This window comes from Acidovorax sp. GW823-FHT02H02 (assembly GCF_058797075.1).
Map to the genome: position 1 here is coordinate 285,143 of NZ_JBXAJH010000002.1, position 25,060 is coordinate 310,202.

At 65.2% G+C, this 25,060-nt stretch carries 20 protein-coding genes and 1 tRNA gene; 12 read left to right on the forward strand and 9 right to left on the reverse strand.

The features are described 5' to 3' along the window. Positions 1-160 precede the first annotated feature (160 nt). The 5 genes from AC1RDS_RS03090 to AC1RDS_RS03110 are packed head-to-tail and all read right to left on the reverse strand — an operon-like array spanning position 161 to position 3,169. Positions 161-610: a phage virion morphogenesis protein gene (locus tag AC1RDS_RS03090; RefSeq protein WP_348683126.1), complete on the reverse strand. Its 450-nt coding sequence runs from the start codon at positions 608-610 to the stop codon at positions 161-163. Positions 611-613: 3 nt separating this feature from the next. Beyond that, the gene (locus tag AC1RDS_RS03095) at positions 614-1,486 is read right to left on the reverse strand and encodes a phage head morphogenesis protein (RefSeq protein ID WP_348683124.1); all 873 of its coding nucleotides are present in this window, start codon (positions 1,484-1,486) and stop codon (positions 614-616) included. A 4-nt stretch (positions 1,487-1,490) separates the two neighbouring features. Then, the gene (locus tag AC1RDS_RS03100) at positions 1,491-2,366 is read right to left on the reverse strand and encodes a phage portal protein family protein (RefSeq protein ID WP_348683123.1); all 876 of its coding nucleotides are present in this window, start codon (positions 2,364-2,366) and stop codon (positions 1,491-1,493) included. A gap of 2 nt (positions 2,367-2,368) precedes the next feature. Continuing rightward, positions 2,369-2,941: a phage protein Gp27 family protein gene (locus tag AC1RDS_RS03105; RefSeq protein ID WP_348683122.1), complete on the reverse strand. Its 573-nt coding sequence runs from the start codon at positions 2,939-2,941 to the stop codon at positions 2,369-2,371. A 3-nt stretch (positions 2,942-2,944) separates the two neighbouring features. Next, complete coding sequence (locus tag AC1RDS_RS03110) at positions 2,945-3,169, reverse strand: hypothetical protein (RefSeq protein WP_492226663.1); 225 nt, start codon at positions 3,167-3,169, stop codon at positions 2,945-2,947. 1 nt (position 3,170) lies between these two features. Here AC1RDS_RS03110 and AC1RDS_RS03115 point away from each other — a divergent pair, with 1 nt between their 5' ends. Genes AC1RDS_RS03115 through AC1RDS_RS03150 form a run of 8 tightly spaced genes read left to right on the forward strand, consistent with a single transcriptional unit; the run spans position 3,171 to position 13,867 of the window. After that, on the forward strand, positions 3,171-4,805 hold the full coding sequence (locus tag AC1RDS_RS03115) for a hypothetical protein (RefSeq protein ID WP_348683119.1): 1,635 nt from the start codon (positions 3,171-3,173) through the stop codon (positions 4,803-4,805). Beyond that, positions 4,802-5,200, forward strand: a complete 399-nt coding sequence (locus tag AC1RDS_RS03120) for a hypothetical protein (protein WP_348683118.1) — start codon at positions 4,802-4,804, stop codon at positions 5,198-5,200. The genes AC1RDS_RS03115 and AC1RDS_RS03120 overlap by 4 nt, the downstream gene beginning before the upstream one ends. A 4-nt stretch (positions 5,201-5,204) precedes the next feature. Then, complete coding sequence (locus tag AC1RDS_RS03125) at positions 5,205-8,786, forward strand: hypothetical protein (protein WP_348683116.1); 3,582 nt, start codon at positions 5,205-5,207, stop codon at positions 8,784-8,786. Positions 8,787-8,804: 18 nt separating this feature from the next. Continuing rightward, positions 8,805-9,983: a hypothetical protein gene (locus AC1RDS_RS03130; protein WP_348683114.1), complete on the forward strand. Its 1,179-nt coding sequence runs from the start codon at positions 8,805-8,807 to the stop codon at positions 9,981-9,983. 3 nt (positions 9,984-9,986) lie between these two features. Beyond that, complete coding sequence (locus tag AC1RDS_RS03135) at positions 9,987-11,351, forward strand: hypothetical protein (RefSeq protein WP_348683112.1); 1,365 nt, start codon at positions 9,987-9,989, stop codon at positions 11,349-11,351. Next, positions 11,348-11,755 carry a hypothetical protein gene (locus tag AC1RDS_RS03140; protein WP_348683110.1) on the forward strand — a complete coding sequence of 136 codons (408 nt, stop codon included), beginning with the start codon at positions 11,348-11,350 and terminating at the stop codon, positions 11,753-11,755. The genes AC1RDS_RS03135 and AC1RDS_RS03140 overlap by 4 nt, the downstream gene beginning before the upstream one ends. Positions 11,756-11,757: 2 nt before the next feature. Continuing rightward, on the forward strand, positions 11,758-13,653 hold the full coding sequence (locus AC1RDS_RS03145; protein ID WP_348683109.1) for a hypothetical protein: 1,896 nt from the start codon (positions 11,758-11,760) through the stop codon (positions 13,651-13,653). Beyond that, entirely contained in the window at positions 13,646-13,867 is a 222-nt protein-coding gene (locus tag AC1RDS_RS03150) for a hypothetical protein (RefSeq protein ID WP_348683107.1), read from the forward strand. Before AC1RDS_RS03145 ends, AC1RDS_RS03150 begins: the two co-directional genes overlap by 8 nt. 313 nt (positions 13,868-14,180) lie before the next feature. Here AC1RDS_RS03150 and AC1RDS_RS03155 read toward each other — a convergent pair whose 3' ends face one another. From AC1RDS_RS03155 to AC1RDS_RS03165, 3 genes are all read right to left on the reverse strand, one after another. Further along, positions 14,181-16,391: a PhoX family protein gene (locus tag AC1RDS_RS03155; protein WP_348683106.1), complete on the reverse strand. Its 2,211-nt coding sequence runs from the start codon at positions 16,389-16,391 to the stop codon at positions 14,181-14,183. Between the two features lie 243 nt (positions 16,392-16,634). Continuing rightward, the gene (locus AC1RDS_RS03160) at positions 16,635-17,774 is read right to left on the reverse strand and encodes an FUSC family protein (protein WP_348683104.1); all 1,140 of its coding nucleotides are present in this window, start codon (positions 17,772-17,774) and stop codon (positions 16,635-16,637) included. A 26-nt stretch (positions 17,775-17,800) separates the two neighbouring features. After that, the gene (locus tag AC1RDS_RS03165; RefSeq protein ID WP_348683102.1) at positions 17,801-20,254 is read right to left on the reverse strand and encodes a UvrD-helicase domain-containing protein; all 2,454 of its coding nucleotides are present in this window, start codon (positions 20,252-20,254) and stop codon (positions 17,801-17,803) included. Between the two features lie 31 nt (positions 20,255-20,285). On the opposite strand from AC1RDS_RS03165, the gene AC1RDS_RS03170 reads away from it, so the two are divergent. The 4 genes from AC1RDS_RS03170 to AC1RDS_RS03185 all read left to right on the forward strand — a co-directional run bounded on the left by AC1RDS_RS03170 (position 20,286) and on the right by AC1RDS_RS03185 (position 23,340). Continuing rightward, positions 20,286-21,041 carry a hypothetical protein gene (locus tag AC1RDS_RS03170; protein ID WP_348683100.1) on the forward strand — a complete coding sequence of 252 codons (756 nt, stop codon included), beginning with the start codon at positions 20,286-20,288 and terminating at the stop codon, positions 21,039-21,041. 167 nt (positions 21,042-21,208) lie between these two features. Continuing rightward, entirely contained in the window at positions 21,209-22,186 is a 978-nt protein-coding gene (locus AC1RDS_RS03175; protein WP_287875590.1) for a GMP reductase, read from the forward strand. 107 nt (positions 22,187-22,293) lie between these two features. Next, positions 22,294-23,181, forward strand: a complete 888-nt coding sequence (locus AC1RDS_RS03180) for an NAD(P)-dependent oxidoreductase (RefSeq protein WP_092697193.1) — start codon at positions 22,294-22,296, stop codon at positions 23,179-23,181. Positions 23,182-23,264: 83 nt separating this feature from the next. Beyond that, positions 23,265-23,340, forward strand: a tRNA-Lys gene (locus tag AC1RDS_RS03185). Between the two features lie 199 nt (positions 23,341-23,539). Here AC1RDS_RS03185 and AC1RDS_RS03190 read toward each other — a convergent pair. Further along, on the reverse strand, positions 23,540-24,376 hold the full coding sequence (locus AC1RDS_RS03190; protein ID WP_492226664.1) for a KilA-N domain-containing protein: 837 nt from the start codon (positions 24,374-24,376) through the stop codon (positions 23,540-23,542). Positions 24,377-25,060 lie beyond the last annotated feature (684 nt).

Consider the following 25,060-nt stretch of genomic DNA (forward strand, 5'->3'; position numbering starts at 1 on the left):
AGTTGAGATAAAGAAAGAGTGGGCGGCGCGATAAATCGGGATTTTCGGGGCTATCGCGGGATGGAGTGGGACGGGCCTTTGAAAATCTCTTTCCCAACATGAAAACCAGCACCAAAGTAGAAAAAGCGCCGTTTTGGGCGCTTTTTGCATTTTGCCGCAGCTAGTTGCCCAGGTCGCTCAACCAAACGTCCAGGATGTCCAGCACCGCCGCCTCGTCGTCCGGGCTCAGTGTGCCTGCATCAGGATCGGCAAACAGCAACCCGCGCCGTGGCATGTGCTTGGTGCCCCACTCATGGAACGCCGCGTAGGGCTGGCCGAAGCCCACGCGCACGCTGGTGGCGTCGGCCTGGTGGCTCAAGCTGGAAAGCATGTCGCCGTAGCGGTCCAGCAAGCGCCGGTTGCCGTCTTCTGGGTAGTTGTCCACCGTGGACTGTGCCCACGGCGACCAGGCATTGCCGGATGGGTCGGTGCGGCTCTCAAAGCGGCCGCTGATGCGGCTTTCCAACTCCATGCCGATGCTTTGCATCACCGGCGTGAGGTCGCTCATGCCACGGTAGATAGCGTCCAGGCTGGAGCGAAAGGCCTTGTCATCGACGGTGATCGCCAGCATGGATCAGTCCTTTTTGAAGCCGTCGCGGCGGGCCGCATCGGCCAGTCCGGGGGCGGCGCCGCGCAGCTTGCCGTCCACCAGTTGCTGCAGTGCCTGCTGGCGGGCAAGGCCGGGGTTGTAGGCAAAACCGGGGTCTATTCCCTCGGGGACCTGGGTCACCTCGCCCGAGCGCGGGTTGACGTATTCGCGCATCTTCACCTCGGGCGCCTGCTTGTTCAGGGGCTTGCGCACGGTGGGGGCGTCCTGCTCGTATTCCGCGCCAGGACGGTCCAGCGTGTAGCCCTTGTCATAGTCGCGCTGGCTCATGCTCATGACGCGGCAGCGGCAGCGCCAGCCATTGGGCGGCCAGTGGGTCTTCCAAAAGGCGTCGTCCACTGGAAGCGTCAGGTTGTCCCAGGCGCGATGGCTCGCACGCACGCGCTCGTCCTGCTTGGTGATGTAGCGCACATAGGGATGGGTGCGCTTGCTGCGCTCCACGCGCTCCCACAGGCCGGTGGCGTAGGCCTGGCGCGTGTTGGTGTCGTAGATCAGGCGCAGACGCGCCGAATCGAACTTGGTCAGCTTGATCTCGCCATCGGCCGGGTCGGTTACTGCCTTGGTTCCCCACCAGCCGGCATCCGTCAGCAGCTGCTCAGCGTCCCGCATCCAGTCTTTGCGGCTCAGATCGCCCTCCACCGACTTGACGATGGCATCGTGCAGCGCCTGTAGCAAATCCAGCCGCGTGAGGCGGCTCACCGTGAACTGGTGGCCATGCTCGTCCTGCCACACATCCTGCCAGGCATAGCTGCGCGTGAGCTTGTTGCGTTCCATCAGCCAGGCCACGGCCTCGGCAGGGGTCAGCTTTTGCAGATCGGCGAAATCGGTAGCGGCAGACATGGCCTTACCCGTTCGCCATGCCTGCGTCGCCCGCCAGGCGCGCGGCAAAAGCCACGCGGGTCAGCGAGGTGGCCAGTTCGTCGGCATTGAGCTGGGGCAGCAGCTCCGGCAGGCGCGCGAGCAGCTCGGCCGCCGACTGGCCACGCGCGGCCGCGTCGGCCAGCAAGGCACGGATCGGGTCCACCAGCGGGTCCATGGCCGGGCGCCACTGCGCCTGCTCGGCGTCAATCAGGGCGTCAAGGGCATCGGGCTGCGCTGGGCCAGGTGCAGCCTCGGCAAAGCTCGCGGGCGTTGTCGTTTGGCCGATGGGCAGCATGCCCCCGTGGCGGGCCTCGCGCACCAGCTGGTTGAAAAAGCTGTGCGATCCCCGGTGCGTGCTGATCAGCTCCATGCTGCCGCCCCAGGTGATACCGGGGTAGGCAATCGCCCACATCTTGCGTTGCTCGCGGTGCAGTGCAAACTCATCCAGCACCCGGCTGCCGCGCTTGCCGGCCTGGGCGTCCGGGTTGCTCGACATGCTGTGAATGCGGCGGCCACTGGCGAACTGCAGCACATAGGCGCTGTGCTTCTTCTCTGCATCCAGCACCACCTCGCCCAGGTCCTTGGCCGCCATGCCCATGATGCCGGCCCACAGCTTGCAGTCTTCAATGAAGAGACGGGCCTGGATATCGTCGCGGCTGCTCACCCACTCGTCAAAGCGGGCGCCCTGGGCAGAGGCGCGCTCGTCAGCACCATAGGCGGTAGACCAGCTGATGCCGATCTGGCGCGACTTCTCCATCAGTTTGATGCGCGACTCATCCTGAATCCACTGGGACTGAAACGGCAAAAAGATCGCCTCGCGATCCTTCGGAATGCACTTGGCGCGGCCTTTGATGATCATGGCTACACGATCCCCAACGCTTCGCGGATTTTTGCTTTGGTGTCGGCCGTCACGCCGCCCTTGTTGGGCATGGCCTCCAGCGCCGCACGCTGCTCTTCCAGCAGTTTCTTGCGTGCCGCCTCCTCGGTCTCGGCCTGAAACTTCTTCAGGTTCACGCTGCTGCGCGTCAGCGTGGCAATGTTCTTCGCCGCCGAGCTCAGCATGGCAACCCGATCCTCCGCATTGGCCTGCGGATCATCCGCCTCCTGCAGCGCCAGGATCGCCTCGAACAGTTCGGTCTGCACCAGGGCCGTCAGCGCCTCGCTGCGGGCATCCTTGTCGTCGCCCGCCTGCGCCTGGATCATCTTGGCCGCCTCGGTGCTGGCCCGAATGGCCGACAGGCGCCGCTCCAGCTTTTGCCCATAGCGGCCCATGGCAGAGCGGCTGGGCAAATCCCCCGCTTTCGAGGCCACCGGGTAGCGCTCCTGCAGGTCCGCGATCAACTCATCCAGCGTCACGCTGCCCGTGGCCAGCATGGCGCTGATGTAGGCCTTGATCTCCGGGTCCAGCCGGTCAATGCTGCTTTTGCGGCCCATGGGTCAGACCTTTGGCGGGCGCGCGATGCCCGGCTCCACCGGCACCGTGTACTCCGCAATGTCGATGCCATAGCGCGTCAGGTCAGCACTCACCTGGCCCAGCGGATCGGTGAACACCTTGGCCAGGTCGCGGCTCTCCAGATAGTCCAGCTCGCGGCGCACCTCCATCTCGGTGGCATCGGGGTACCGTGCGCTGCTCGGCACCTGGATCGGGGAGAGCGCGGCCAAGTTGGCGGGCTACAAGGACCGAACGGAGGAGCTGGCCCGTGCCGACAAGATGCACGCAGAGATCGCCAAAGAGGCGGCGGCTGACCGTGCCCGGCTGGCGGCATCCATCCAGGCGGCCACCGACAAGCAATTCGAGCTGTCAAAAGCAGCGCGGGCAGGTGTCGCCGAGTTCGAGAAGCTGACCAAGGAAGGTGCCAGCTCTGCGGAGGCGATCAAGAAGGTCGGTGAATCGTTCGACCTGGGCAAGATTCAGGGGGTCAAGGATTTTTCTGCCGTGCTGGACAAGCTGTCGGCCGACGGGAAGGTCTCGGCGACCGAGTTTGAGGCGGCGTGGGCGCAAGCCCTCAATGGCAAGGATCTCGCGCAATTTGAAGTGATGGCGCGGGCGGCGTTCTCCGGCGCTGCCCGCGAAGGCGAGCGCGTAGCCCAGATGATGGACGCGGTCGTGCGCGAATCGGTCAAGCGAACCGGTCTTGATTTTGATGTGCTGCAAGGCAAGATTGGCGCCGCGTCACGCAGCGCCATCAATGACGTGGATGCGCTGATCGGCGGCCTCGACAAGCTCCAGGAGCAGGGGGTTGACACTGGGCGGGCGCTCACCGCCAGCCTGTCGAAAGCCATCGCTTCGGCAGACAGCGAAAAGGCGCTGGAGGCCATTCGCGCAAAAATTGAGCAGGTGCGCGCGCAGCTGGGAGACAAGATCGCGGACGGCCTGCTCGACCAGGCCAAAGACAAGGCCAATGCGCTCAAGGATGCGCTGGATGCCGCCACGCCTGGCATCACCAGCGTGCGCGAGGCCATGAAGACGCTGGGCATCACCAGCGATGAATCGCTGAAGAAAACCGCCGCCACCGCCAAGGATGCCTACGACACGCTGGCATCCAGCGGCACCGCCAGCGCACGCGAGCTGGGCGCAGCCTTCAAGAAGGCGGCTGAGGATGCTATTGCCGCCAACAACGGCGTGGCACCCAGCTGGGTCGAGTCACAGGCCGCCGCCCGTGGCTACGCGGTAGAGGTGGACGCCGCGGGCAAAACCACCCTGCGCGCCATGGGTGAGTCAAAAACAGCCGTGGCCGGCGTGGGCACCGCCGTGCGCGATGTGTCGGCCTCCCTCAAGCAAATGGGCATCGATGCGGCAACAGCCAGCCAGGAAGTTAAAGACCTGGCCGCCGCCGGGCAAATGCTGGCCGCCGCAGAGCAGGCCCGCCGCGACGCCTACAACAAAGACCTCGAAGCCAGCAAGTTCATGAACCGGGGCAACATGACCCCGGTGGATGCCGTGCCCACCTTCAACACCCGGGCCGAGGCCGATGCCTGGAAGGCCGCGTGGGACGCGCAATACGCCAAAGACAACCCCTTCACGACAAAGACAGACGGTTTCGGACGCCAAACCACCCTGGCCGAGTGGAATGCCGAGGTGTCTGCCATGGAAAATCGCAACGCCATGAAATCCGCCAACGGCGGCACCAGCCCGGCACTCACCAACACGTCACCCACGCCCGGCACCACCACCGGCACCACGGTGAACATCACGGTCGAAGGCACCCGCCGCAGCATCAATACCGACGCGGCCGGCGCACGCGACCTGCAAGAGCTGATCCGCCAGCTCACCGCAGCCAAGGGCGCCGCCATATGAGCATCACCCTGACCTACAGCGGCACCACCGCCACGCTGAGCGATCGACTGATCTGGACCAACGAATACGACTGGAGCCCGGTGGACCAGGCCACGGCCTACAGCACCACCGGCGCGCTGCTGGTGGATGTGGCCGTGAAGCTGGCGGGCCAGCCCATCACGCTCGACGGCAACAGCACCAACGCCTGGATCACCCGCGCACTGTGCGACACGCTCAAGGCCTGGGCGGCGCTGCCCGGTATCGAGCTCGACCTGGTGCTGCGCGGCACCACACACAGGGTGATGTTTGACCACGCGCAAGGCGGTTTCAGTGCGCAGCCCATTTGGCGCCTGGCAGATGGCGAGATCACGCAAGAGCTGCTGTACCTGCCCACCTTCAAGTTTATGAAAGTCTGACCCCATGCCCATCCTCACCGGCGACATCAAGCTCGTAGCCAGCCAGACCATGGCCGACGTGCCCGAGGGCGGCGGCGCCCCCACGTCCACCGTCATCGTCGATGCGGCCTCCAACGCCATCTTCCCCGACATCAGCGAACTCGACCGCGCCGGTGGCCGCGTCAATCTGCGCAAGGTCCATGTGTCGGTGCAGACGGCCGACACCGACGCCTATCTAGGCGCCAACGTCATCGTGGCCGAGCCGCCGAGCGACCCGAACGTCAGCGTCACGCTTTTTTCGACGGAGGACGTTTTCGACCGCCGCGACGCCGCACAGTCACGGGTGGAGGCGTATCTGAACAAGGGCCCTGAATGGGCGGGCTACTTGTACGAAAACCACATCGCCGGCCAGCGCGTGATTCAGATATTCCAGCGCACCAGCGAGGCCCTGCCCACTGTCGGCAGGACCCTGGTCCTCACCGCCAACGAGGGCGCTGGCGATCAGAAAGAGCAGTATGTTCGCGCGACAAAAGTCGCATCGGTGGAGCGCACCTTCACCGACGATCAAGGCGACTACAAGGCCAACATCGTCACACTGGACCTCAGTGATTCCTTGCGTGCCGACATGCCCGGCTCGCCCGCATCGCGCTATTTCAAGCGCCTTTCCACGGGCACCAAGGTGCGCGACACCGTGGTGGCCGACGCCGGCTCCTACACCGGCGTGGTGCCACTCACGCAGGCCGCCGCGCTGGGCGACTTCACCATCAAAGGCGCATCGGTCTATACCCAACTTGTGCCCAGCGCGCAGACCGAAACGCCGCTCAGCGACATCCGCATGAATGGCCTGTCGGCGGCGCTGGCCGCCACCGGCGGGCCGCTCACCCGCACGCTCACGCTCGGCTTCACCACCACCCAGCAGATGCACGTGGGCGCCCCCATTTACCCCGGCTCGCTGACCATCGTGCGCGATGGCATCACCCTGACGGACTTGGGTGGCACCCTGGTCAACGCCGGCGCACAGGTGGGCACCGTGGATTACGGCAACGGCATCGCCGCGCTGACCACCGCCGTTTTTGGCGCAGCGACAGGCACGCACCAAGTCACGTTCACGCCCGCTGAACTGCCCGAAATGGTGTCGGAGCAATCCATCGTGCCCATCACCGTCGAGGGCCGCAGCCTGAGCTACGCCTTTACCCTGGGCACGCCGCCGCTGCCGGGCACCACCAACATCGCCTATCTGGCGCAAGGCCGCTGGTACACCCTGCGCGACGATGGCAGCGGCCGCCTCGCAGGCAACGACTCCACCCACGGCGCCGGCACGGTCAACCACACCACGGGCTCGGTGGTCGTCACCCTGGGCGCCTTGCCCGACGTGGGCAGCGCCCTGGTGGTGCAGTCCTACTCTGCGCTGCAGCAATACCCTGCCCCCAACGCGCCGCTGCTCAACGGCGGCAAGGCATACATCCCCATCAACACCGATGGCCTGATGAGCGAAGAAAGCGGCAGCAAGGCCATCGCCCCCGGCTCGGCCACCGTGGGCTGGAGCTACAACGGCACCAAGACCGCCACCGACGACGGCCTGGGCAACCTGACCGGCGACGCCACCGGCACCATCGACTACTCGGCCGGCGTGGTGCGCATCAGCCCCAACGTGCTGCCCCCACCGGGCACGCCGCTGCTGTTGGACACCACCATCAACACCGGCATGTCTGCCGTGGTGAACCTGAGTTCTGGCAGCATTGGCGCCACCAACATCACCCCCGGCAGCGTGCGCTTTTCGGTCATCGTTGGGCGCACCTACACTTGGGAGATATACAGCGGTTACCAGTCGGGGCAACAGGACTCCGCAGAGGTGTGGAGTGTTTACGACCGGGGCGGCAAACTCTACATAGTCCCCAGCATCTACTCGGCGGCGCCGGTGGAGTGCGGCACGATCACCTACACCACCGGCGCCTTCACGCTTGCCGTCCCTACCAACCTCGCCCCGGTAGGCACGGGTCCGAGGATCAACACGTACAGTTACTACACAACGTCTTATACGTTCTGGGTGTTTTACTCCGGCACCAAAAGCTCCAGCACGGCGGCGTCGCTGGACCAGTCCACCACGATTTACTACGCCAACACCACGCCCAATGCCGACTCCGTGGGCGGCATCGCCAGCGAACTGCGCATCAGCACCTCCATGCTTCCCAACCGCGTGCTGCGTGGCGCCGGCTTCAGGCTGGGGGCCGACACCTACCTGCAGATGTCCGGTGACACGCTCATGGCAAACCCATCGCCCACCACCGGGGGTGGCACCCAGGTGGGCTCTGTCGCAAGCACCATTGGCCGGGTAACCATGGTCGATTGGACTGCGGGCGCAGCGTCCACGGTGCAGGATTGGCGCGGCCTGCTGGTGCCGCCCGCCGAGGGCGTTGCCTCGCCGTTCACGGCTTTTCAGACGGTGTTTCGCACCGCGACCGCGCCCCTGCGGCCCGGCAGCCTGTCGGTGCTGGGCACCCTGCAGGACGGCACCACGTTCAACCTCACCGCCGGGGTGGACGGCAAGATCGACGGCACGCGCGTCAAGGGCCTGGTCGATTACGAGTTTGGCCTGGTGCGCCTGTTTTTTGTGGACCCCAACGGCCCGGCCGCCATGAACGTGGACCTGTCGGCGTTGGGCATTGCCGGGCTCACCAGCATGCCGGCCGACCTGGCCATGCTGGGCAGCCTGCGCTACAACGCCGTGGCCTACAGCTACCTGCCGTTGGATGCCGACCTGCTCGGCATCGACCCGGTGCGACTGCCCAGTGATGGGCGCGTGCCGATCTTTCGCCCCGGCGGCTTCGCCGTGGTGGGCCACACCGGCAAGGTCACCGCCACGGTGGCCAACGCGCAGACCATCGACTGCGGCCGCGTGCGGCTGTCGCGGGTGCGCGTCATCGGGGCCGACGGTACGGTCATCAACGCGGGCTACACCGCCGACCTGGAGGCAGGAACTGTCACCTTCAGCGACGTGACCGGCTACAGCCAGCCCGTCACCATCGAGCACCGCATCGAGGACATGGCCATGGTGCGCGATGTGCAGATCAGCGGCGAGATCAGCTTTACCCGCGCCCTCACGCACACCTACCCGGTGCCCGGCTCCCACGTCTCCAGCGCCCTCATGGTGGGCGACCTCCAGGCCCGCGTTTCGGTGCTGTTCGACCAGGCCACCTGGGACAGTGCCACCTGGGCGGACGCGGTGACGGGCGCCGCCGCCGTGGCCACCTACAACGACATCCTGGCCCCCCTCGTCGTCACCAACGCCGGCGCCAGCACCGAGCGCTGGGCCGTGCGCTTTACCAACACCACGGCGTTTGACGTGATCGGCGAGCATGTCGGCGTCATCGCCAGCGGCAACACCGCCACCGACTGCGCGCCCGTCAACCCCGCCACGGGCAGCCCCTATTTCACGCTCAAGGCCACCGGCTGGGGCGCGGGCTGGACGGCCGGCAACGTGCTGCGATTTAACACCGTGGGCGCGCTGTTCCCGGTGTGGATGGTCCGCACCATCCAGCAAGGCCCCGAAACCGTCATCAACGACCAGTTCGCCGTGCTCGTGCGCGGCGATGTGAACCGCCCTTAATCCCAGGAGCCCAGCAACATGGCGACCTTTCCCGTCAAACATTTCCACAGCGCCATGCCCGGCGCACCCGTGCTGTCCGGCACGGCCGGCGCGCTCATCGCCGTGCTCGATGCCTGCCTGCTCAACGGCTTTGGCCTGCAGACAGCAACGTCCGTGGTCATCAGCGGCGGCATCGCCACGGCCACGCTGCCCGCAGCGCCCGCAGCGGCCAAGGACTCGATCATTTTGGTGGCCGGCGCCACGCCGGCCGGGCTCAATGGCGAGCAGCGCGTGACCAGCACGGCCAGCAACAGCGTGGCGTGGGCCACCACCGAGGCCGATGGCACGGCCACCGGCACCATCAGCATCAAGCTGGCGCCGTTGGGCTGGGCCAAGGCGTTCACCGCCACCAACATCGCGGCCTACAAGGCGTCCGATGTGGCATCCACCGGCATGCTGCTGCGCGTGGACGATTCCGGCACCACCAACGCCCGCGTGGTGGGCTACGAGGCCATGACCGACGCCAACACGGGGGTGGCGCCGTTCCCTCTGGCCTCCCAAATCTCTGGCGGGGGGTATTGGAGCAAAAGCTGGCAGGCCAACGCCACCGCACGGCCCTGGTTTGTGGCGGGGGACAGCCGCGCGTTTTTCCTGTGCGTGGCACCGGGCGGCTACAGCACCAATTACACCGTGCACCAGTTCGGAGACTTTGTTTCCAACAAGTCCGGCGACGCCTACGGCTGCGCGCTGGCGTGCAATGCTGGCGACCGAACGGATACCGCCTCTATCGCGGAGTGCCTTGGCTACAGCAGCAAGGCCGGCGCCAATGCGTACATTGCCAGGGCGTCCAATGCGCTCGGCGGGTCTGTCGGGGCGGTGCATGTGGGTGCAATGCACATCAGCAACGGCGACGCCTACTCTGGAAATCCAGCCTATGGCCCGTTCGCGTACCCCAACAACGCGGACAACGGACTGCTTTTCTGCAAGCTGCTCGTGCAGTCGGGTGGCGGTTTGCGCGGCACGTTTCCTGGCGTCCACCACGTCCCGCAGAACGCGCAAGACGCCTTCGTTACCGGGGACACGGTGGCCCCGACCGACCCCGTGCTGGCGGGCCGCACCCTGCGCGCGCTGCGTGTGGGGGCGAGCGGCAATTCGTGGGGCACCACAAGCACGTATTACGGCGCGGTGTTTTTCGACATCACCGGCCCTTGGAGATAAGCCGTGGCTGCAGCACGCTATTGGCGCCTGTGCGGGGTGGACTCCTGGGGTATGGGCGACCTCGTTTTGAGCGAGGTGCAATTGCACGATTCGGCGGGGCGGGCAGACGGTGCCGCCCCGCTCACCTGTACTATCGCCCCCGCTACCGGGGCCGTGGCCGACCTCCAGGATGGGCTTTTGTCATCCGATGTCACATGGCCGCGCGCCAGCTACGCCGCATCGGGGTTCGGCCTGACCTGGGATTTTGGCGTGGACGTGGACATTACCGCTGCGGTGTTCGGGTCGGGCGCGGTGCAGGCGGGGTTTATCGAGAGCGCCACCCTGATGCGGTCCAGCGACGGCAGTGCCTGGACTACGGTGGTCGCGTGGGCGGGCATCTTGTTTCCCGGACCACGGGCCACCACCACCACGTCCACGACCGTCGGTGTCGTCGCTGCCACCGAGACCTTTGCCAGCGACCCGGCGGGCCAGTACACCAACACGCTGGGCAGCAACAGTGTCACCTGGGATTCGGCGGCGCAAGCGCTCAACGTGAGCGGTGGCGTGCAGCAAAACTTCACCAAACTCAACATGCTCCCGGCGCTGGACACGTCGGTGGACGCGTTTGTCGAGATGGAGGTGAAATTCGTCTCGGACCCCGGCAACCGAAAGCACTTCGGGTTCTTCCTGGGCGACGCGACGGCCAATGGCTACCGTCTGACGGGCCTGGACAACACGACCTGGATGGTGGCGCGGTGGTTGAATGGCGTTGAGCAAGCGCCCAATTTAAGCGCCGCCTATACCGGCCCCCTGCCCGCGTTCGTGATAGGGTCCACATACCTGCTGCGCGCCAGCCGCACGGCGGGCGGGGCGTTTTCTATCTCCGTGGGCGGGGTCTTGTGTTATACGACAGCGGCGGACACCGTCTACACCAATCTGACGGCGGGGATATTTTGCTATGGCAGCGCCGTGCAGGTGCTGGAGGTGCGGCAGGGCGCGCTTGTGCCCAGCGGAACCGGGGCGGCACAGGCGCGCGCGTCCACCATCCCACAGTCGGCGGCGGCTCCTGGCCTGCCCGCCACCACGGGCGTCACCTTGCAAAACCACAACGGCACGCTGCGCGACATGTACTTTGGCGGCCGAGGCCGGGTGCGCGGCACCGTCAAGGAAAAAGGCACGCCCGACGCCCCCGTGTACCGCCGCGTGCGCCTGGGGCGCGAGCGCGATGGCATGGTGATCCGCGAGCAGTGGAGCGACCCCACCACCGGTGCCTACGACTTCCAGTACGTGGATGAGTTGCAGCAGTACACCGTTGCCGCCTACGACCACCTGCGCAACTACCGCGCCGTCATCGCCGACAACATCACGCCGGAGATCATGCCCTCATGACCATTGCCCTGGCCGCAGCCGCCAATGATGCGCGCCTGGCCGCGCTGGCCGCCCACCTTGACACCGGCGCGGGTGTGGCCCGCGTGCGCGTGTACGGCGGTGTACGCCCCGCCATCACCGACGCGCCCGCCAGCGCGCTGATCGTGGAGCTGCCCTTGCTCAAGCCCAGCGCCACACTCGACGCCGGGCAACTCACGCTCTTGCCCGGCGCCGCCCAGCTCAACTTAATCAGCGACACCGCAGTGTGGGCGCGCATCGTCAACGGCGCGGGCGACACCGTGCTCGACTGCGATGTGAGTGCCCCCGACGGCCCCGGCGAGCTGTGGCTTAGCGCGGGCGGCGCCGCCGGCCTGGTGCTGTTCGAGGGTGGCGAAACCTCGCTGGCCAGCGGCGTGCTGGGCTGAGCATGGCATCGGCAGACCTGCTCTTTTCCAGCCCCCCGCTGGCGGGTTCGCCGGCCGACCTGGTGTTTGGCGCCACCGATGTGGCGGTCGTGCCCCCCGCCAGCGCCACGCTCCACGGCGCACTGCCCGCGCTCACCCTGCGGGCACGCCTGCGCGACATCCGCGCACTGGCATTCACCGGCGCCTTGCCCTCGATCACCCTGCGCGCGGCAGCAACCTACGTCAGCCGGGCCGCGCGCCCCACCGTTGGGCAGGTGCTCCAGCCCTGGCAGATCGCCACGCACGGCGAGGGCGGCATACAGAGCCCAATGCAGCGCACGGGAGCGTCACCGGCGGGCATGCAAACCCGCTGGACGCCGGGCACACCCACGGCGGGCAGCGCCGCCATGCCCCACACCGAGGCGCAGCGCTATGCGGCCTTCCGCCGCGCGCTGTTCGAGGGTGCTGCCCGGCTGGGCACACCCCCCACGACCGCCCCGCACCAGGACGCCAGCCGCTCCGCGCGCATCAGCCTGCGCACCGGCCAGCAGCAAGGCACCCCCGCCCACGGCGCGCCCCTGGGCCTGCCCCACCAGGACGGGCTGCGCGACCGCCGGCAGACGCTTGCCCAGGCATGGCAAGAGGCGCTGCGCCACCTGCAGGCCGGCAACACCGGCAAGGTCCAGACCGGCCAGCGTGCCGGCATCGGCTGGCAGGGGCCGTTTCAGCAGGCCATGCGCCCCGGCGCCGGCCGCAGCGTGTTGGCGCCTACCGTGCCGCCGTTTGACCCTTGCTACCTGCCCAGCGGCCACCTGCTTTTTGCCGACCCGTGGACGGGCGGCGCAGGGCTGGTTTTTGTGTGCGAGCGGCATGGCACTGGGCCAGACCCTGAACCCGGCGCCACGGTGGTGGTGCCTGTCAGAAAGGTTTATGTGACGATCAACACCATCACCCTGCACCGCGTTGACACCGGCGCCGAGCTGCGCGCCTACGGGTTCAGCATGTCGCTCGACTATCAATCGTGGACCTGGTCCTGGAGCGCCTCGCTGCACAACGACGCGGCCGCCCACCTGGGCCGCGATGCCGCTGGCGACCCCGCAGAGCTGGCTGTGCTGGTCAACAGTGTGCCTTTTAGGCTGCGCCTGGAGCGCACCGGCCGCGACCGGCGCTTTGGCGGCACACGCTGGGCCGTCTCCGGGCGGGGCAAGGCATCAGTGCTGGGCTCCGACGAGGCGCCACGGCAGTCCTTTCAGAACACGTCGGACCGCACAGCGCAGCAGCTCATGGCCGACGTGCTCACGGTCAACGGCGTACCCCTGGGCTGGACGGTGGAGTGGGGCCTGGCGGACTGGCTGGTGCCCGCTGGCGCCTGGGCCATGCAAGGCAGCTACATCGACGCCATCAACGACATTGCGGGTGCCGTGGGCGGCTATGTGCAGCCCCACGCCACCGCCGCCACGCTGCGCGTGCTGCCGCGCTACCCGCTGGCACCCTGGCAGTGGGGCACCATCGCACCCGATCTCGAGATACCGGCCAATGCCGCCGAGGTCGAGGGCATTCAATACATCGAGAAACCCGCCTACAACCGCGTGTACATCGGCGGTGTGGGCGCGGGTGTGTTCGGCCCCTTCACGCGGGCAGGCACGGCAGGCAACGTGCTGGCGCCACCGGTCAACCACGCCCTCATCACCCATGCGGACGCCCACCGCCAGCGCGGCATCGCTGAGATCTCGGACACCGGCAAGCAGCAGCGCGTCACGCTCAGCATGCAGGTGTTGCCAGAAACCGGCGTCATCACGCCCGGCAAGTTCTTGCGCTACCTGGGCGACACCCCGGTGCTGGGCATCGTGCGAAAAACCGCCATCGACTGGAGCCTTCCGCGCCTGCGCCAAACCGTGGAGATCGAAACCCATGTCTAACCTCTACCGCGAATTCATGGCGCTCATGCCCGCGCGCCCGCTGGAAGTGGGCGATGTCACCGCCATCAATGGCAGCGTGGCCACCATCACGCTGCCCGGTGGCGGTGTGATCCACGCCCGTGGCGCCGCAACGGTGGGCCAGCGTGTCTTCGTGCGCGACGGCGCGATCGAGGGACAGGCCCCGGCCCTGACGTATGTCCAGGGCGAAGCGTAAAGGCGGTTGACCTGGTCTGTTGCAGCCGACTGTCTTAGTTTTCTGCAATTCCTTTGCGCTTGGCAAAAGTACACTGACTTTTATTTATCGCAGCGGCGCGGCTTCAAATATTGCGGCGCGCTTCACGTAGCACCCATCTCTGCGGGGAAACCCACGCTCCGTGACGACCACGCGCGTGTCACCTCGCACCTCCGAGCCCCTACCGGGCGCTTGCCAGCGCCCGCGCCACAGTAAAAAGGCCCACCGACCCGGAGTTGCCAGCCATCTGGCAACCCCAGGCCGGCGGGCCGGCAGGGGATGAAGTTGCAATCGCTCAGGTGCCGATCTTGCCGCCGTCATTCTTGGTGATGACGATGGTGGCCGAGCGGGGGCGTTTGCCTGCACCATAGCCAGCGTTGGACGGCCACTGGCTGGTGTACTTGGTCGGATCGGCCACATCGGCCATCTTGGTAGTTTCGCCCGGGTGCTGGATGTTCACGAAGATCGCCTTGCCGTCCGGCGTTTCGGTCAGGCCGGTGATCTCGCAGCCCTTGGGGCCGACCAGGAAACGCTTGAGGGTGTTCTCCGTGGCGGCCTTGCCCACGGGCGTGATGATGTCCAGCTTGCTGCCATCGGCCTTGGTGTAGCTCAGCGTCTTCTTGGCGCCGTCGCCCACGCTGCCGGGCACGGCGGCCAGCATCATGCAGTTGGTGACATCGGTGTAGGCGCCGTCGTCGGTCTGGATCCAGCAGATGCCGGTAGCCTTGCTGAACACCAGGCCGTCGGGGCTGGAGAAGTCCTGGTCTGCAGTCAATGCCGAGATATTGACCAATGCCTTGTCCGCACCGGATTCCGCGCCGAACAGGTACACGTCCCAGCTGAAGCTGGAGACCGAAGAGCCTTCCTTCAGGCGCACCAGGTGACCGTTGGGGTTGCCGTTCTGCGCGCTGGTGCCCTTCATGTCGGTGTAGGCACGGGGATTGGCAGCGTCGGGCAGGTACTGACCGCTGGCGGGGTTGATGCTGCGGTTGCTGTTGTTGGTCAGCGTGAAGTAGATCTCGCCGTTGGCGGGGTTCACGGCGTTCCACTCTGGACGATCCATCTTGGTGGCGCCCACGGCGTCGGCAGCTAGGCGGGTGTTGATGGCGATGTCTGCCGCATCGGCAAAGCTGTAGGTGGTGTAACCCGAAATTGCCGTATTGGTCAGCGCGAGTTCGATCCAGGTGCCCGTGCCATCGGCGTTGAACTTGGCCACATAGAGCTTACCGCTGTCCATGTACTTGTCACCCACGGCCATGCGGTCGGCGGCGTTGGCATCGGCCGCGCTCCACAGCGCGGTGGAGACAAACTTGTAGATGTATTCGCCGCGCGAATCGTCGCCCATGTAGACGGTCAGCGGCTTGCCGGCTTCCACCTTGCCAAACGCTGCGCTCTCGTGTGCAAAGCGGCCCAGCGCGGTGCGCTTCTTGGCCAGGCGGGTCTTGTCATAGGCGTCGATTTCGACGATGTAACCCATGCCGTTCATCTCGTTGCGATAGTCATCGCTGCCATTGGCCGACACACCGGTCTTGCTGTTGTTCCAGCGCTGGTATTTGTCGTCGATACCGCCCGTTTCCCAGCCGTGGCGCGATGCGGCACCCTGGCTGCGGCCATAGCGCTTGAGCGACGTGACGCTCTTGTCGTTGCCACGCGCTGCGTCGTCGGTCGCGCTGCGGGTGAAGTAGCCAAACCAGTTTTCCTCGCCGGTCAGGAACGTGCCCCACGGCGTCTTGCCGGTACCGCAGTTGTTCAGCGTGCCACGGGTCCTGGTGCCGTCGGTCGAGTACTTGGTGACCAGTTGCGCGTGGCCACGGGCGGGGCCGGCAATTTCGATGGGGCTCAGGGAAGTCAGGCGGAAATTCAGCGCAGAGGCGGGCACATAGCCCCACTTGTCCGCCGTCTTGGCCACTTCGATCACGGCGATGCCGTGGATATCGGTTTCCTTGTCCACTTCAGCCGCAGGGCGTGGCAGAGTCGAGGTGCCGCCATTGGCATGCAGGAAGAAGGACGACAGCTTTTCGTCCGTGGTGGCTTCGTGGTTGATGGCCAGCAGACCGCGCTCGGTGGCGCTGTCGTTGCGCTTGCCGTCGGCACCCAGGCCAAACCACTCCATGCCGTCATGGTGGTCACCGGCACGCTTGTCGAAATCACCATCGGTGCCGTCGTTCTTGTAGGCGGCAACGCCTGCGGCCAGGGGGTCGCCCAGTGCAAACAGCACGCTGGCGGTATAGCCTGCGGGCACAGCCACCGTGTCGGCCAGGCTCTTGGGTACAGCGCCGAAGCCCAGCAGCTTGGCTTCTGCAATGGGATCATCGCTGCCGCCACAGGCCGTCACGCCAAAACCACCGAGCACGGCTGTGCCCACCGTACCCACGCTGCCACGCAGCAAACCACGGCGCGACAGACGGGCGCCCAGCACGGCATCAAACGTAGGGTTTGCAGAGGTGTTGGAGTTTTCGTTGTTGAAGTCAATCGCCTGTTCGGGCGCATCCACGCGGTGGTTCATCGGGGTTCCTTGGGTTGTGGGTTGCAAAACCACTGGAGCGTAAGAACCCTTCACGACAACTTCGTGACGCTTGCAAGGCACTTTGATGGCAAGCCCATGCACAGCGCTTGAGCGGCCATAACAGCACCGCAGCCAGAATGCACGGCACTGGGCCGACCCGCTTTGAACGCCTGCCGCTATTGTGCTGATCGCTGCGTTCTTTGCATCCAACGTCCTGCTTGGCGTGCAATGCAGCCCCTGCTATCAGCGCCCGGCTGCATTCTTGCTGCGGTGCTCATGCAGGTACACCCGGTCGTCCACGCTGGAGAAAATCACGGCAAACACGATGCCCAGCGCCGCGCCCAGAATGGTGTCCAGCACGCGCTCGACCGGCATGCTCGCGGCCACGGCCGGCGATGCCAGGTAGGTCATGAGCAGCGCCATGGGCGTCACGGTGATCTGGCCCAGGGCGTAGTTGTAGCCAATGACCACCTCGGTCAGAAACTGGAACACCACGATGGCCGCCACCACCATCCAGAACGAGGGTTGCTGCGCCAGCATGGCCCAGACAATGAACGAGCCCACGATGGTGCCCGCCATGCGCTGCAGCGCGCGGTTCATGGTGATGTGCAGGTGCCCGCCCTGCAACACCGACACCGCACCGATCGCCGCCCATGCCGGGTGCTGCCAGCCGGCCATATAGGCGATCCAGGCGGCCAGTGCGGCGCAGGCCGTGATACGCCCGGCGGCAATCCACTGGTGCGACCAGGGGGCCACATGTGCGGGCGGCAAGCGCAGCGCCTTGAGTTCAGGGGCACGCCACCGGTCGGTCACCAGACAGGTCAACACGGCCACCACGCCGCCGGCCAGGGTAGCCAGCACCCGGGCCAGAACCTCTGCGCCACTGCCCACGGGGTGGTAGGCCGCCCCGGCGGCAAACACGATGATCACCGCCCCGGGACCGCCCAGCCCCCACCACGACACCGCTACGGTGGCCGCGCCGGCCACCAGGGCCAGCGCGAACGCCATCATCCACGGTGGCGCGCCCGCCCACGATGCGAGCGAAGGCACCAGCACCCCCAGCGCCAGCAGCAGCGCGCAGATCACAACGATGCGCATGCGCCGCTCCACCGTGGCAAAGCGCCCGAACAGGGCCGCCAGCGCGCCCAGCGAGGCAAAACCCACCAGCTGGGGCCAGGGCGAGAAATACGTGGCCACGATGGCTAGCAACACCGCCAGCGCGGCCTGAAAGCCGGCAATCGCAAAGATACGCGGCGAAGGCGGCGCGCCGATGGTCATGCTCTCCCGCCACTGCGCCGGGCTGACGAGGTGGCGCGCCGAGCTGCCGTGCGAGGCGCCGCGACGGCGTCGGGATCTCGTTGCAGATGCGTTTTTATCGGTCATAGGTGCTCCATCGTGGGCAACGGGGTTCACTCCACCACCGTCAGCTTGGCCACCGACAGCGCCAGCCACTTGGTGCCGTGGCGCGGAAAATTGACCTGCGCGCGCGCGTCGTCGCCCTGGCCTTCGATGGCCAGCACCTTGCCTTCGCCGAACTTGGTGTGGAACACGTTGGTGCCCGCGCGCAGGCCATGCGAAGGCGCGGCTTTCTGCACCGGCACCGGTGGGCTGGCGAAGGTTTCTGGCTTGAAACCCAATGAGTTTCTGGCACTGGCTGGATAGGTGCCTCCAGCTCCTGAATTGGGAGCATACGAGCCAAAACCCTGCTGCCTGGGCGTGATCCACTTGAGGGCGCCCTCGGGCAGTTCGTCGAAAAAGCGGCTCTTGATGTTGTAGCGCGTCTGGCCATGCAGCATACGCGTCTGCGAGTGGCTCAGGTACAGGCGCTTGCGCGCGCGGGTGATGGCCACGTACATCAGGCGGCGCTCTTCCTCCAGGCCATCACGGTCACTGGCGGAGTTCTCGTGGGGGAACAGGCCCTCCTCCATGCCGCCGATGAACACGCCGTCAAACTCCAGGCCCTTGCTGGCGTGCACGGTCATGAGCTGCACGGCGTCCTGCCCGGCCTGGGCCTGGTTGTCGCCCGCTTCGAGAGCGGCATGGGTCAGGAACGCGGCCAGGGGCGAGAGGGTTTCGCCGGTGTCGGCATCCACCATGCCGGGCACGGGGGGTTTCAGGGGTTCGTCGAGCACTGGCGCATTCGGGTCCAGCCCTTGGCTCACGGCACTTTGGGTGAGCGGCGTGCCATGCTCGTCCAGCGGCAAGGCCACCGCATCGCGGCCAAAGCCTTCCTGCGTGACAAAGCTCTCGGCGGCGTTGACGAGTTCTTCCAGATTTTCGATGCGGTCCGCGCCTTCCTTCTCGGTGCGGAAGTGCTCCACCAGCCCCGTGGATTCGAGCATCTGCTCGATGATGCCGCGCAGGTTCAGGCCCTGGGTCTGCTCGCGCAGCACGTCCACCATGGCCACAAACGCGCCCAGGTTGGCGCCCGCCTTGCCGGGCACGGCGCTCACCGCGTCATGCAGCGAGCAGCCCGCGGCGCGGGCCGCGTCCTGCAGCACCTCGATGCTGCGCACACCAATGCCCCGCGGCGGAAAGTTGACCACGCGCGTGAAGCTGGTGTCGTCGTGCGGGTTCTCCAAGAGGCGCAGGTAGGCCAGCGCGTGCTTGATTTCGGCGCGCTCGAAAAACCGCAGGCCGCCGTACACGCGGTAGGGCACGCTGGCATTGAACAGCGCCGATTCGATCACCCGGCTTTGTGCATTGCTGCGGTAGAGCACGGCGATTTCCTTGCGCTCAAAGCCGTCGTTGCGCACCAGCTGCTTGATCTCGTCCACCATCCACTGCGCCTCGGCCAGGTCGGAGCTGGCCTCGTACACGCGCACGGGCTCGCCGGCGCCCTGCGTGGTGCGCAGGTTCTTGCCCAGGCGGCGGCTGTTGTGGCTGATGAGGGCGTTGGCCGAGTCGAGGATGTTGCTGTAGCTGCGGTAGTTCTGCTCCAGCTTGATTTGCTGCTTTACATCGAATTCGCGCACGAAGTCGGTCATGTTGCCCACGCGCGCGCCGCGGAAGGCGTAGATGCTCTGGTCGTCGTCGCCCACGGCGATCACGCTGCCGCGCGCTTCATAGCGCCCATCCACCTCGTTGCCCGCCAGTTGCTTGAGCCAGGCGTACTGCAGCCTGTTGGTGTCCTGGAACTCATCGACCAGGATGTGCTGGAAGCGGCGCTGGTAGTGCTCGCGTATGGGGTCATTGTCGCGCAGCAGCTCGTAAGAGCGCAGCATCAGCTCGCCAAAGTCCACCACGCCTTCGCGCTGGCATTGTTCTTCGTACAGCTGGTAGATCTCGACCTTGCGGCGCGCATCGCTGTCATTTGTCTGCACGTCGCCGGGGCGCAGGCCTTCTTCCTTGCAGTTGGCAATGAAATAGGCCAGCTGCTTGGGCGGAAAGCGCTCATCGTCCACGTTGTGCTGCTTGCACAGGCGCTTGATGGCCGAGAGCTGGTCTTGCGTGTCGAGGATCTGGAACGACTGCGGCAGCCCCGCCGCCTTGTGGTGCGCGCGCAGCAGCCGGTTGCACAGGCCGTGGAAGGTGCCGATCCACATGCCGCGCACGTTGACGGGCAGCATGGCCGACAGGCGCGCCACCATCTCCTTGGCGGCCTTGTTGGTGAAGGTCACGGCCAAGATGCCGCCGGGCGTGGCGTAGCCGTTTTGCAGCAGCCAGGCGATGCGGGTGGTCAGCACCCGGGTCTTGCCCGAGCCCGCCCCCGCCAGGATGAGCGCATGGCCTGCGGGCAGCGTGACGGCAGCCAGTTGCTCGTCGTTCAGGTTGGCCAGGAGGGGTGATGCGGCCGGGGCCGCACCGGCGTGTGGGGGCACCAGAGGTTCTGGCGCGCCGGAAAACGGGTCTTGTGGGAACATGGGGCCATTGTAGAAAGCACCCCGCCCATCCATGAGAAACCTGGCCGTCACCCTGACCGCCCTGCTGGCACTGCACAGCCCCCCGCTGGCGGCGCAGGCCAGTTGCAGCAGCGACGGCGCACCGCCCCCCATGGCCTTGTTTGAACGCTTCATCAGCGCCGACTGCGAGGCCTGCTGGAGTGATCCCGCCACGCCGGCGCCCGGTTCGGGCGCGCTGGTGCTGGACTGGATCGTGCCCGGCACCCTGGGCGACGATGCACCGCTGTCGGCCGCCGCCAGCGCGGATGCCCTGGGCCGTTTGCAGGCGCTCGGGCGCCAGGTGCCTGCCACCACCGATGTGCACACCGCACCGGTAGCGGGCGCATCCTCTGGGCGGCTGCGCGTGGCGCATGGCATGGCCGTCAACGACTACCTGGGCACCTCCATCGCATTCACGCCGGTGCGGGCGGCCGCTGGGCGCAACGCGCCATCGGCCCCGTGGCGCTTTTTCCTACTGCTGGTGGAAACCGTGCCTGCAGGTACCGAGGGCTCGCCCGTGGCCCGGAATATTGCCCGTAACCTGCTCCAGGGCCTATGGAATCAGCGCGAGCAGCCATCACCAGCAGACCCAAAGCGCTGGATGGAGGCACGCCCCATGCGCATCCCCGAAGGCGCCCGGCCCGAACGCCTGCGCGTGGTGGGCTGGGTGCAGGATGCGCAAGGGCGGGTTGTGGCTGCGGCGCAGTCGCACTGCGGGGCGCAGCCGGGCGGCCAGCAGGGCCATGACGGAAATCCCGCGCGCGGGTAGAATCAATCACCGGGCCCAAGTTTCTTGCAGCCCGGTTTTTTGTGCCTGCGCACCGCAGGGCCCGGTGCAGCCACCACGCCAGCACCCACGAAGCCGGTTTTCAAGCCAAGCGCCCATCGCGCCGGAAATCCTTCCGCCGCGACCCTTTCACAGGAGCTTGGAATCTCATGGAAATCTTCGACTACGACAACGTTCTTTTGCTGCCGCGCAAATGCCGCGTGGAAAGCCGCTCGGAATGCGACGCCAGCGTGGAACTGGGCGGCCGCTCATTCCGCATCCCGGTGGTGCCGGCCAACATGAAGACGGTAGTGGACGAAAAGATCTGCACATGGATGGCACAGAACGGCTACTTCTATGTCATGCACCGGTTTGATCTGGACAACCTGCAGTTCGTGCGCGACATGCACGCCAAGGGTTGCTACGCATCGATCTCGCTGGGCGTCAAAAAACCCGATTACGACACCGTGGACCAGCTGGCGGCCGAGGGGCTGTGCCCCGAATACATCACCATCGACATCGCCCACGGCCATGCCGACACGGTGAAGGCCATGATCGGCTACCTCAAGGAAAAACTGCCCCGGGCCTTTGTGATCGCCGGCAACGTGGCCACGCCCGAAGCCATCATCGACCTGGAGAACTGGGGCGCCGATGCCACCAAGGTGGGCGTGGGCCCAGGCAAGGTGTGCATCACCAAGCTCAAGACGGGCTTTGGCACCGGCGGCTGGCAGCTGAGCGCGCTCAAGTGGTGCGCGCGCGTGGCCACCAAGCCCATCATCGCCGACGGCGGCATCCGCAGCCATGGCGACATCGCCAAGAGCATCCGCTTTGGCGCCACCATGGTGATGATCGGCTCGCTGTTCGCGGGCCACGAAGAATCACCCGGCAAGACCGTGGAGGTGGACGGCGAGCTTTTCAAGGAGTACTACGGCTCGGCCAGCGATTTCAACAAGGGTGAATACAAGCACGTGGAAGGCAAGCGCATCCTGGAACCCATCAAGGGCAAGCTGGCCGAGACGCTGATCGAGATGGAGCAGGACGTGCAAAGCTCCATCAGCTACGCGGGCGGCACCCGGCTGATGGACGTGCGCAAGGTGAACTATGTGATCCTGGGTGGCGACAATGCGGGCGAACATCTGCTGATGTAGGCCACGCGGCGGGCGCGTGCAAGGCGGCACTGCAAGCTCGCTGACAGGGAGCGTCAGCGAAAAAGACCATGATGGCGGCACAAAAGTAGCTGCCCAAGGATGCGCCCATGACCACCACCACACCGCTTCGCATTGCTGTTCTCGGCATTGGCATGATGGGTCTGCCCATGGCCCGGCGCCTGTGCGCGGCGGGCCACCAGGTGCACGCCTGGAACCGCACCCGCGCCAAGGCCGATCCGCTGGCATCCGTGGGCGCCACGGTGCACGACGCCCCTGCGGATGCAGTCCGCAGCGCCGACTTCGTCATCAGCCTGCTGGAAAACGGCCCCGCAGTGGACCAGGTGCTGTTCGCAATGGGCACGGCAAAGGCCATGCGTGTGGGCACCCTGTTCATCGACATGGCATCGATACAGCCCCGGGAAGCCCGCGACCACGCGGCCCGCCTCGATGAAATGGGGCTGGCCCATCTCGATGCACCAGTGTCCGGCGGCACGGTGGGCGCCGAGAACGGTACGCTGGCCATCATGGCCGGCGGCCGGGCGCAGGATTTTGCGCGCGCACAGCCCCTCTTCGCCATTTTTGGCCGCGCCACCCATGTGGGGCCCCATGGTGCCGGCCAGCTGGCCAAGCTGGCCAACCAGATGATCGTGGGCATCACCATCGGTGCGGTGGCAGAAGCACTGCTGTTTGCCGCCAAGGGTGGTGCCGACATGGCCAAGGTGCGGGAAGCCATCGGCGGCGGCTTTGCCGACAGCCGGATTCTTCAGTTGCACGGCCAGCGCATGGTGGACCGCGACTTTGCACCACGCGGGCGCATGACGGTGCAGCTCAAGGATCTGGACAACGCCCTGATCACCGCCCGTGAAATCGGTTTCGACGCCCCCATCACCACGCTGTTCGAGGCGCTGTACAAGGACGGCATCGAGCACGGACTGGGCCAGCTGGACCACAGCGGCCTGTTTGTGGAGCTGGCGAGTCGCAACGCCATGCAATAATTTTTTCGTTCCGCCTTGTCAGCACCAGAAAAAATGGTGCATAATTCGAGGCTCAGCAGCAATGCTGAAAGATTAAATAGTTTGGGTTCTTAGCTCAGTTGGTAGAGCAGCGGACTCTTAATCCGTAGGTCGAGTGTTCGAGTCACTCAGGACCCACCAGACTAGCCCGCACGGGCACACGAAACCCTGCTATCACATCGGTAGCAGGGTTTTTTGTTTTTGTCTTTCGCTCGTCTGATGTAAGGGCGGATGTAAGACGATTTCGGGAATGCCGCCCCGCAAATCGCAGGCGCAAAAAAACCGCCTCGATGGGCGGTTGTGATGTGGCGAACCTCACTATCCGCGCAATGCGATCCTGTCAGGTTTTCGGTAGTCGCCGGACTGCAGGCATGTTTGACGCAGGCGCCTGAGCGATACGTAGTAGTTGATCAAGCATGGGTAGTGCACCTGGGTCGCGCTCCTTGAAGTACCCCGCTGCGCGCTGCGGCATCCAGGTATCGTTGATGTAGTTGCGAAACGCGACAAGAAACTCGATGGGATAGAGCTTGGCTTCGACGCTCGGACGATTCTCAAACTCGTGCACGTAGGTCGACAACGAGTCTGTGTCAATGCGAAGTTCGTCCCTCAAAAACTTACAGAACATCCGGCCCTGGGAGATATCCGGCATTAACTTTTCTGGCATCGTGTACCCCCGCACTTCAAGTGGGGCGATCAGCGTGTTCGTCATCTCTTGCAAGATTGAAAAGTGAGTGTTTGGGATCTTGCCCAAGTTCAGCATATGGCGGCGCAGGTGATAGGGGAGCTTAGCCTCACGAGGCTGCTGATCTCCATTCATCCAGTCGTAGACCCACTCAGAAACCTGCACTGCAAACTCAGCAGAAAGCCACTGCGCGAGATGAATTGCAACTTTGGGGTGAACCCAAGTGCTTGTGAAACCTTCTGACGACGTAAGTTGTTGAATTAAAAGCGAAACGCTAATTCGCGTTTTGGCTTCTAAGGCCCTCAGGAAGTTGCCCGTGGTCTCATTGCGCACGTAGTTGTGCCAGCGTTTCCCAGCCGCTGCGCACAATGCCGTTGCATTGATGTAGCCGTCGTCGGCGCGCTGCTGCACGATGGCGTTTTCGACCTGATGAGTGATAAGGGAGAGGGAATATTGATGAGACGGCATGGCGCTCCTTTCGAGCGTGAAAACCATGCAGCACTGAAATACACAAATTTGATGCAAAACGCATAAACAAGTGTATAATCGCGAGCTGCACAAGAAAGCTGGAGTGGGATCTTTCCTAGGGACACACCACAACTGCGACGATTGCCTAAGGTCGCCGACCATTCCGAAGGGAGTGGTCGGTTTTCTTTTGGCAAAGCGAATTGTAATCTTGCTTCGTATCCGGTTGAAATCACAACACGGTAGTGCAGGCCAGCAAAGGCCTGGATCGATCCACAGTTGTTTGTTTGACTGATCGCCGCCACTCCCACAACTTGGCTTGGACTCGATCACCCTCAGCCCGCGCAGCGGATACAGGCGCCCTTATCCATTCGCACGGCAGGGGCTTGTGACAGTAGTGGTGACAGCCAACACTTGGGAAACTGTTCACTCTTGCCAAAAGGCCGAGGTGCTCGCCAGATAGACCGTGGGTGCGCGATCGTCAGACAAATGGCTCGCGACGCCTGTGAAGATATGCCCGTCGAAGCACTCGGTATCCATTCATTCTTTCTGACGGTGCCTATGTACAAGACATTTTCAGCATCCGGAATCGAGATACGGAACTACGCCAATGGATCGAAGGTGGCAAACTGCTTTGGTAGCGGCACCGTCACTTCCAACCGGTCTGGCAGAAGCATCTCATCAAGCCAGTTCGCCACGTGCATCAGTCAAAAA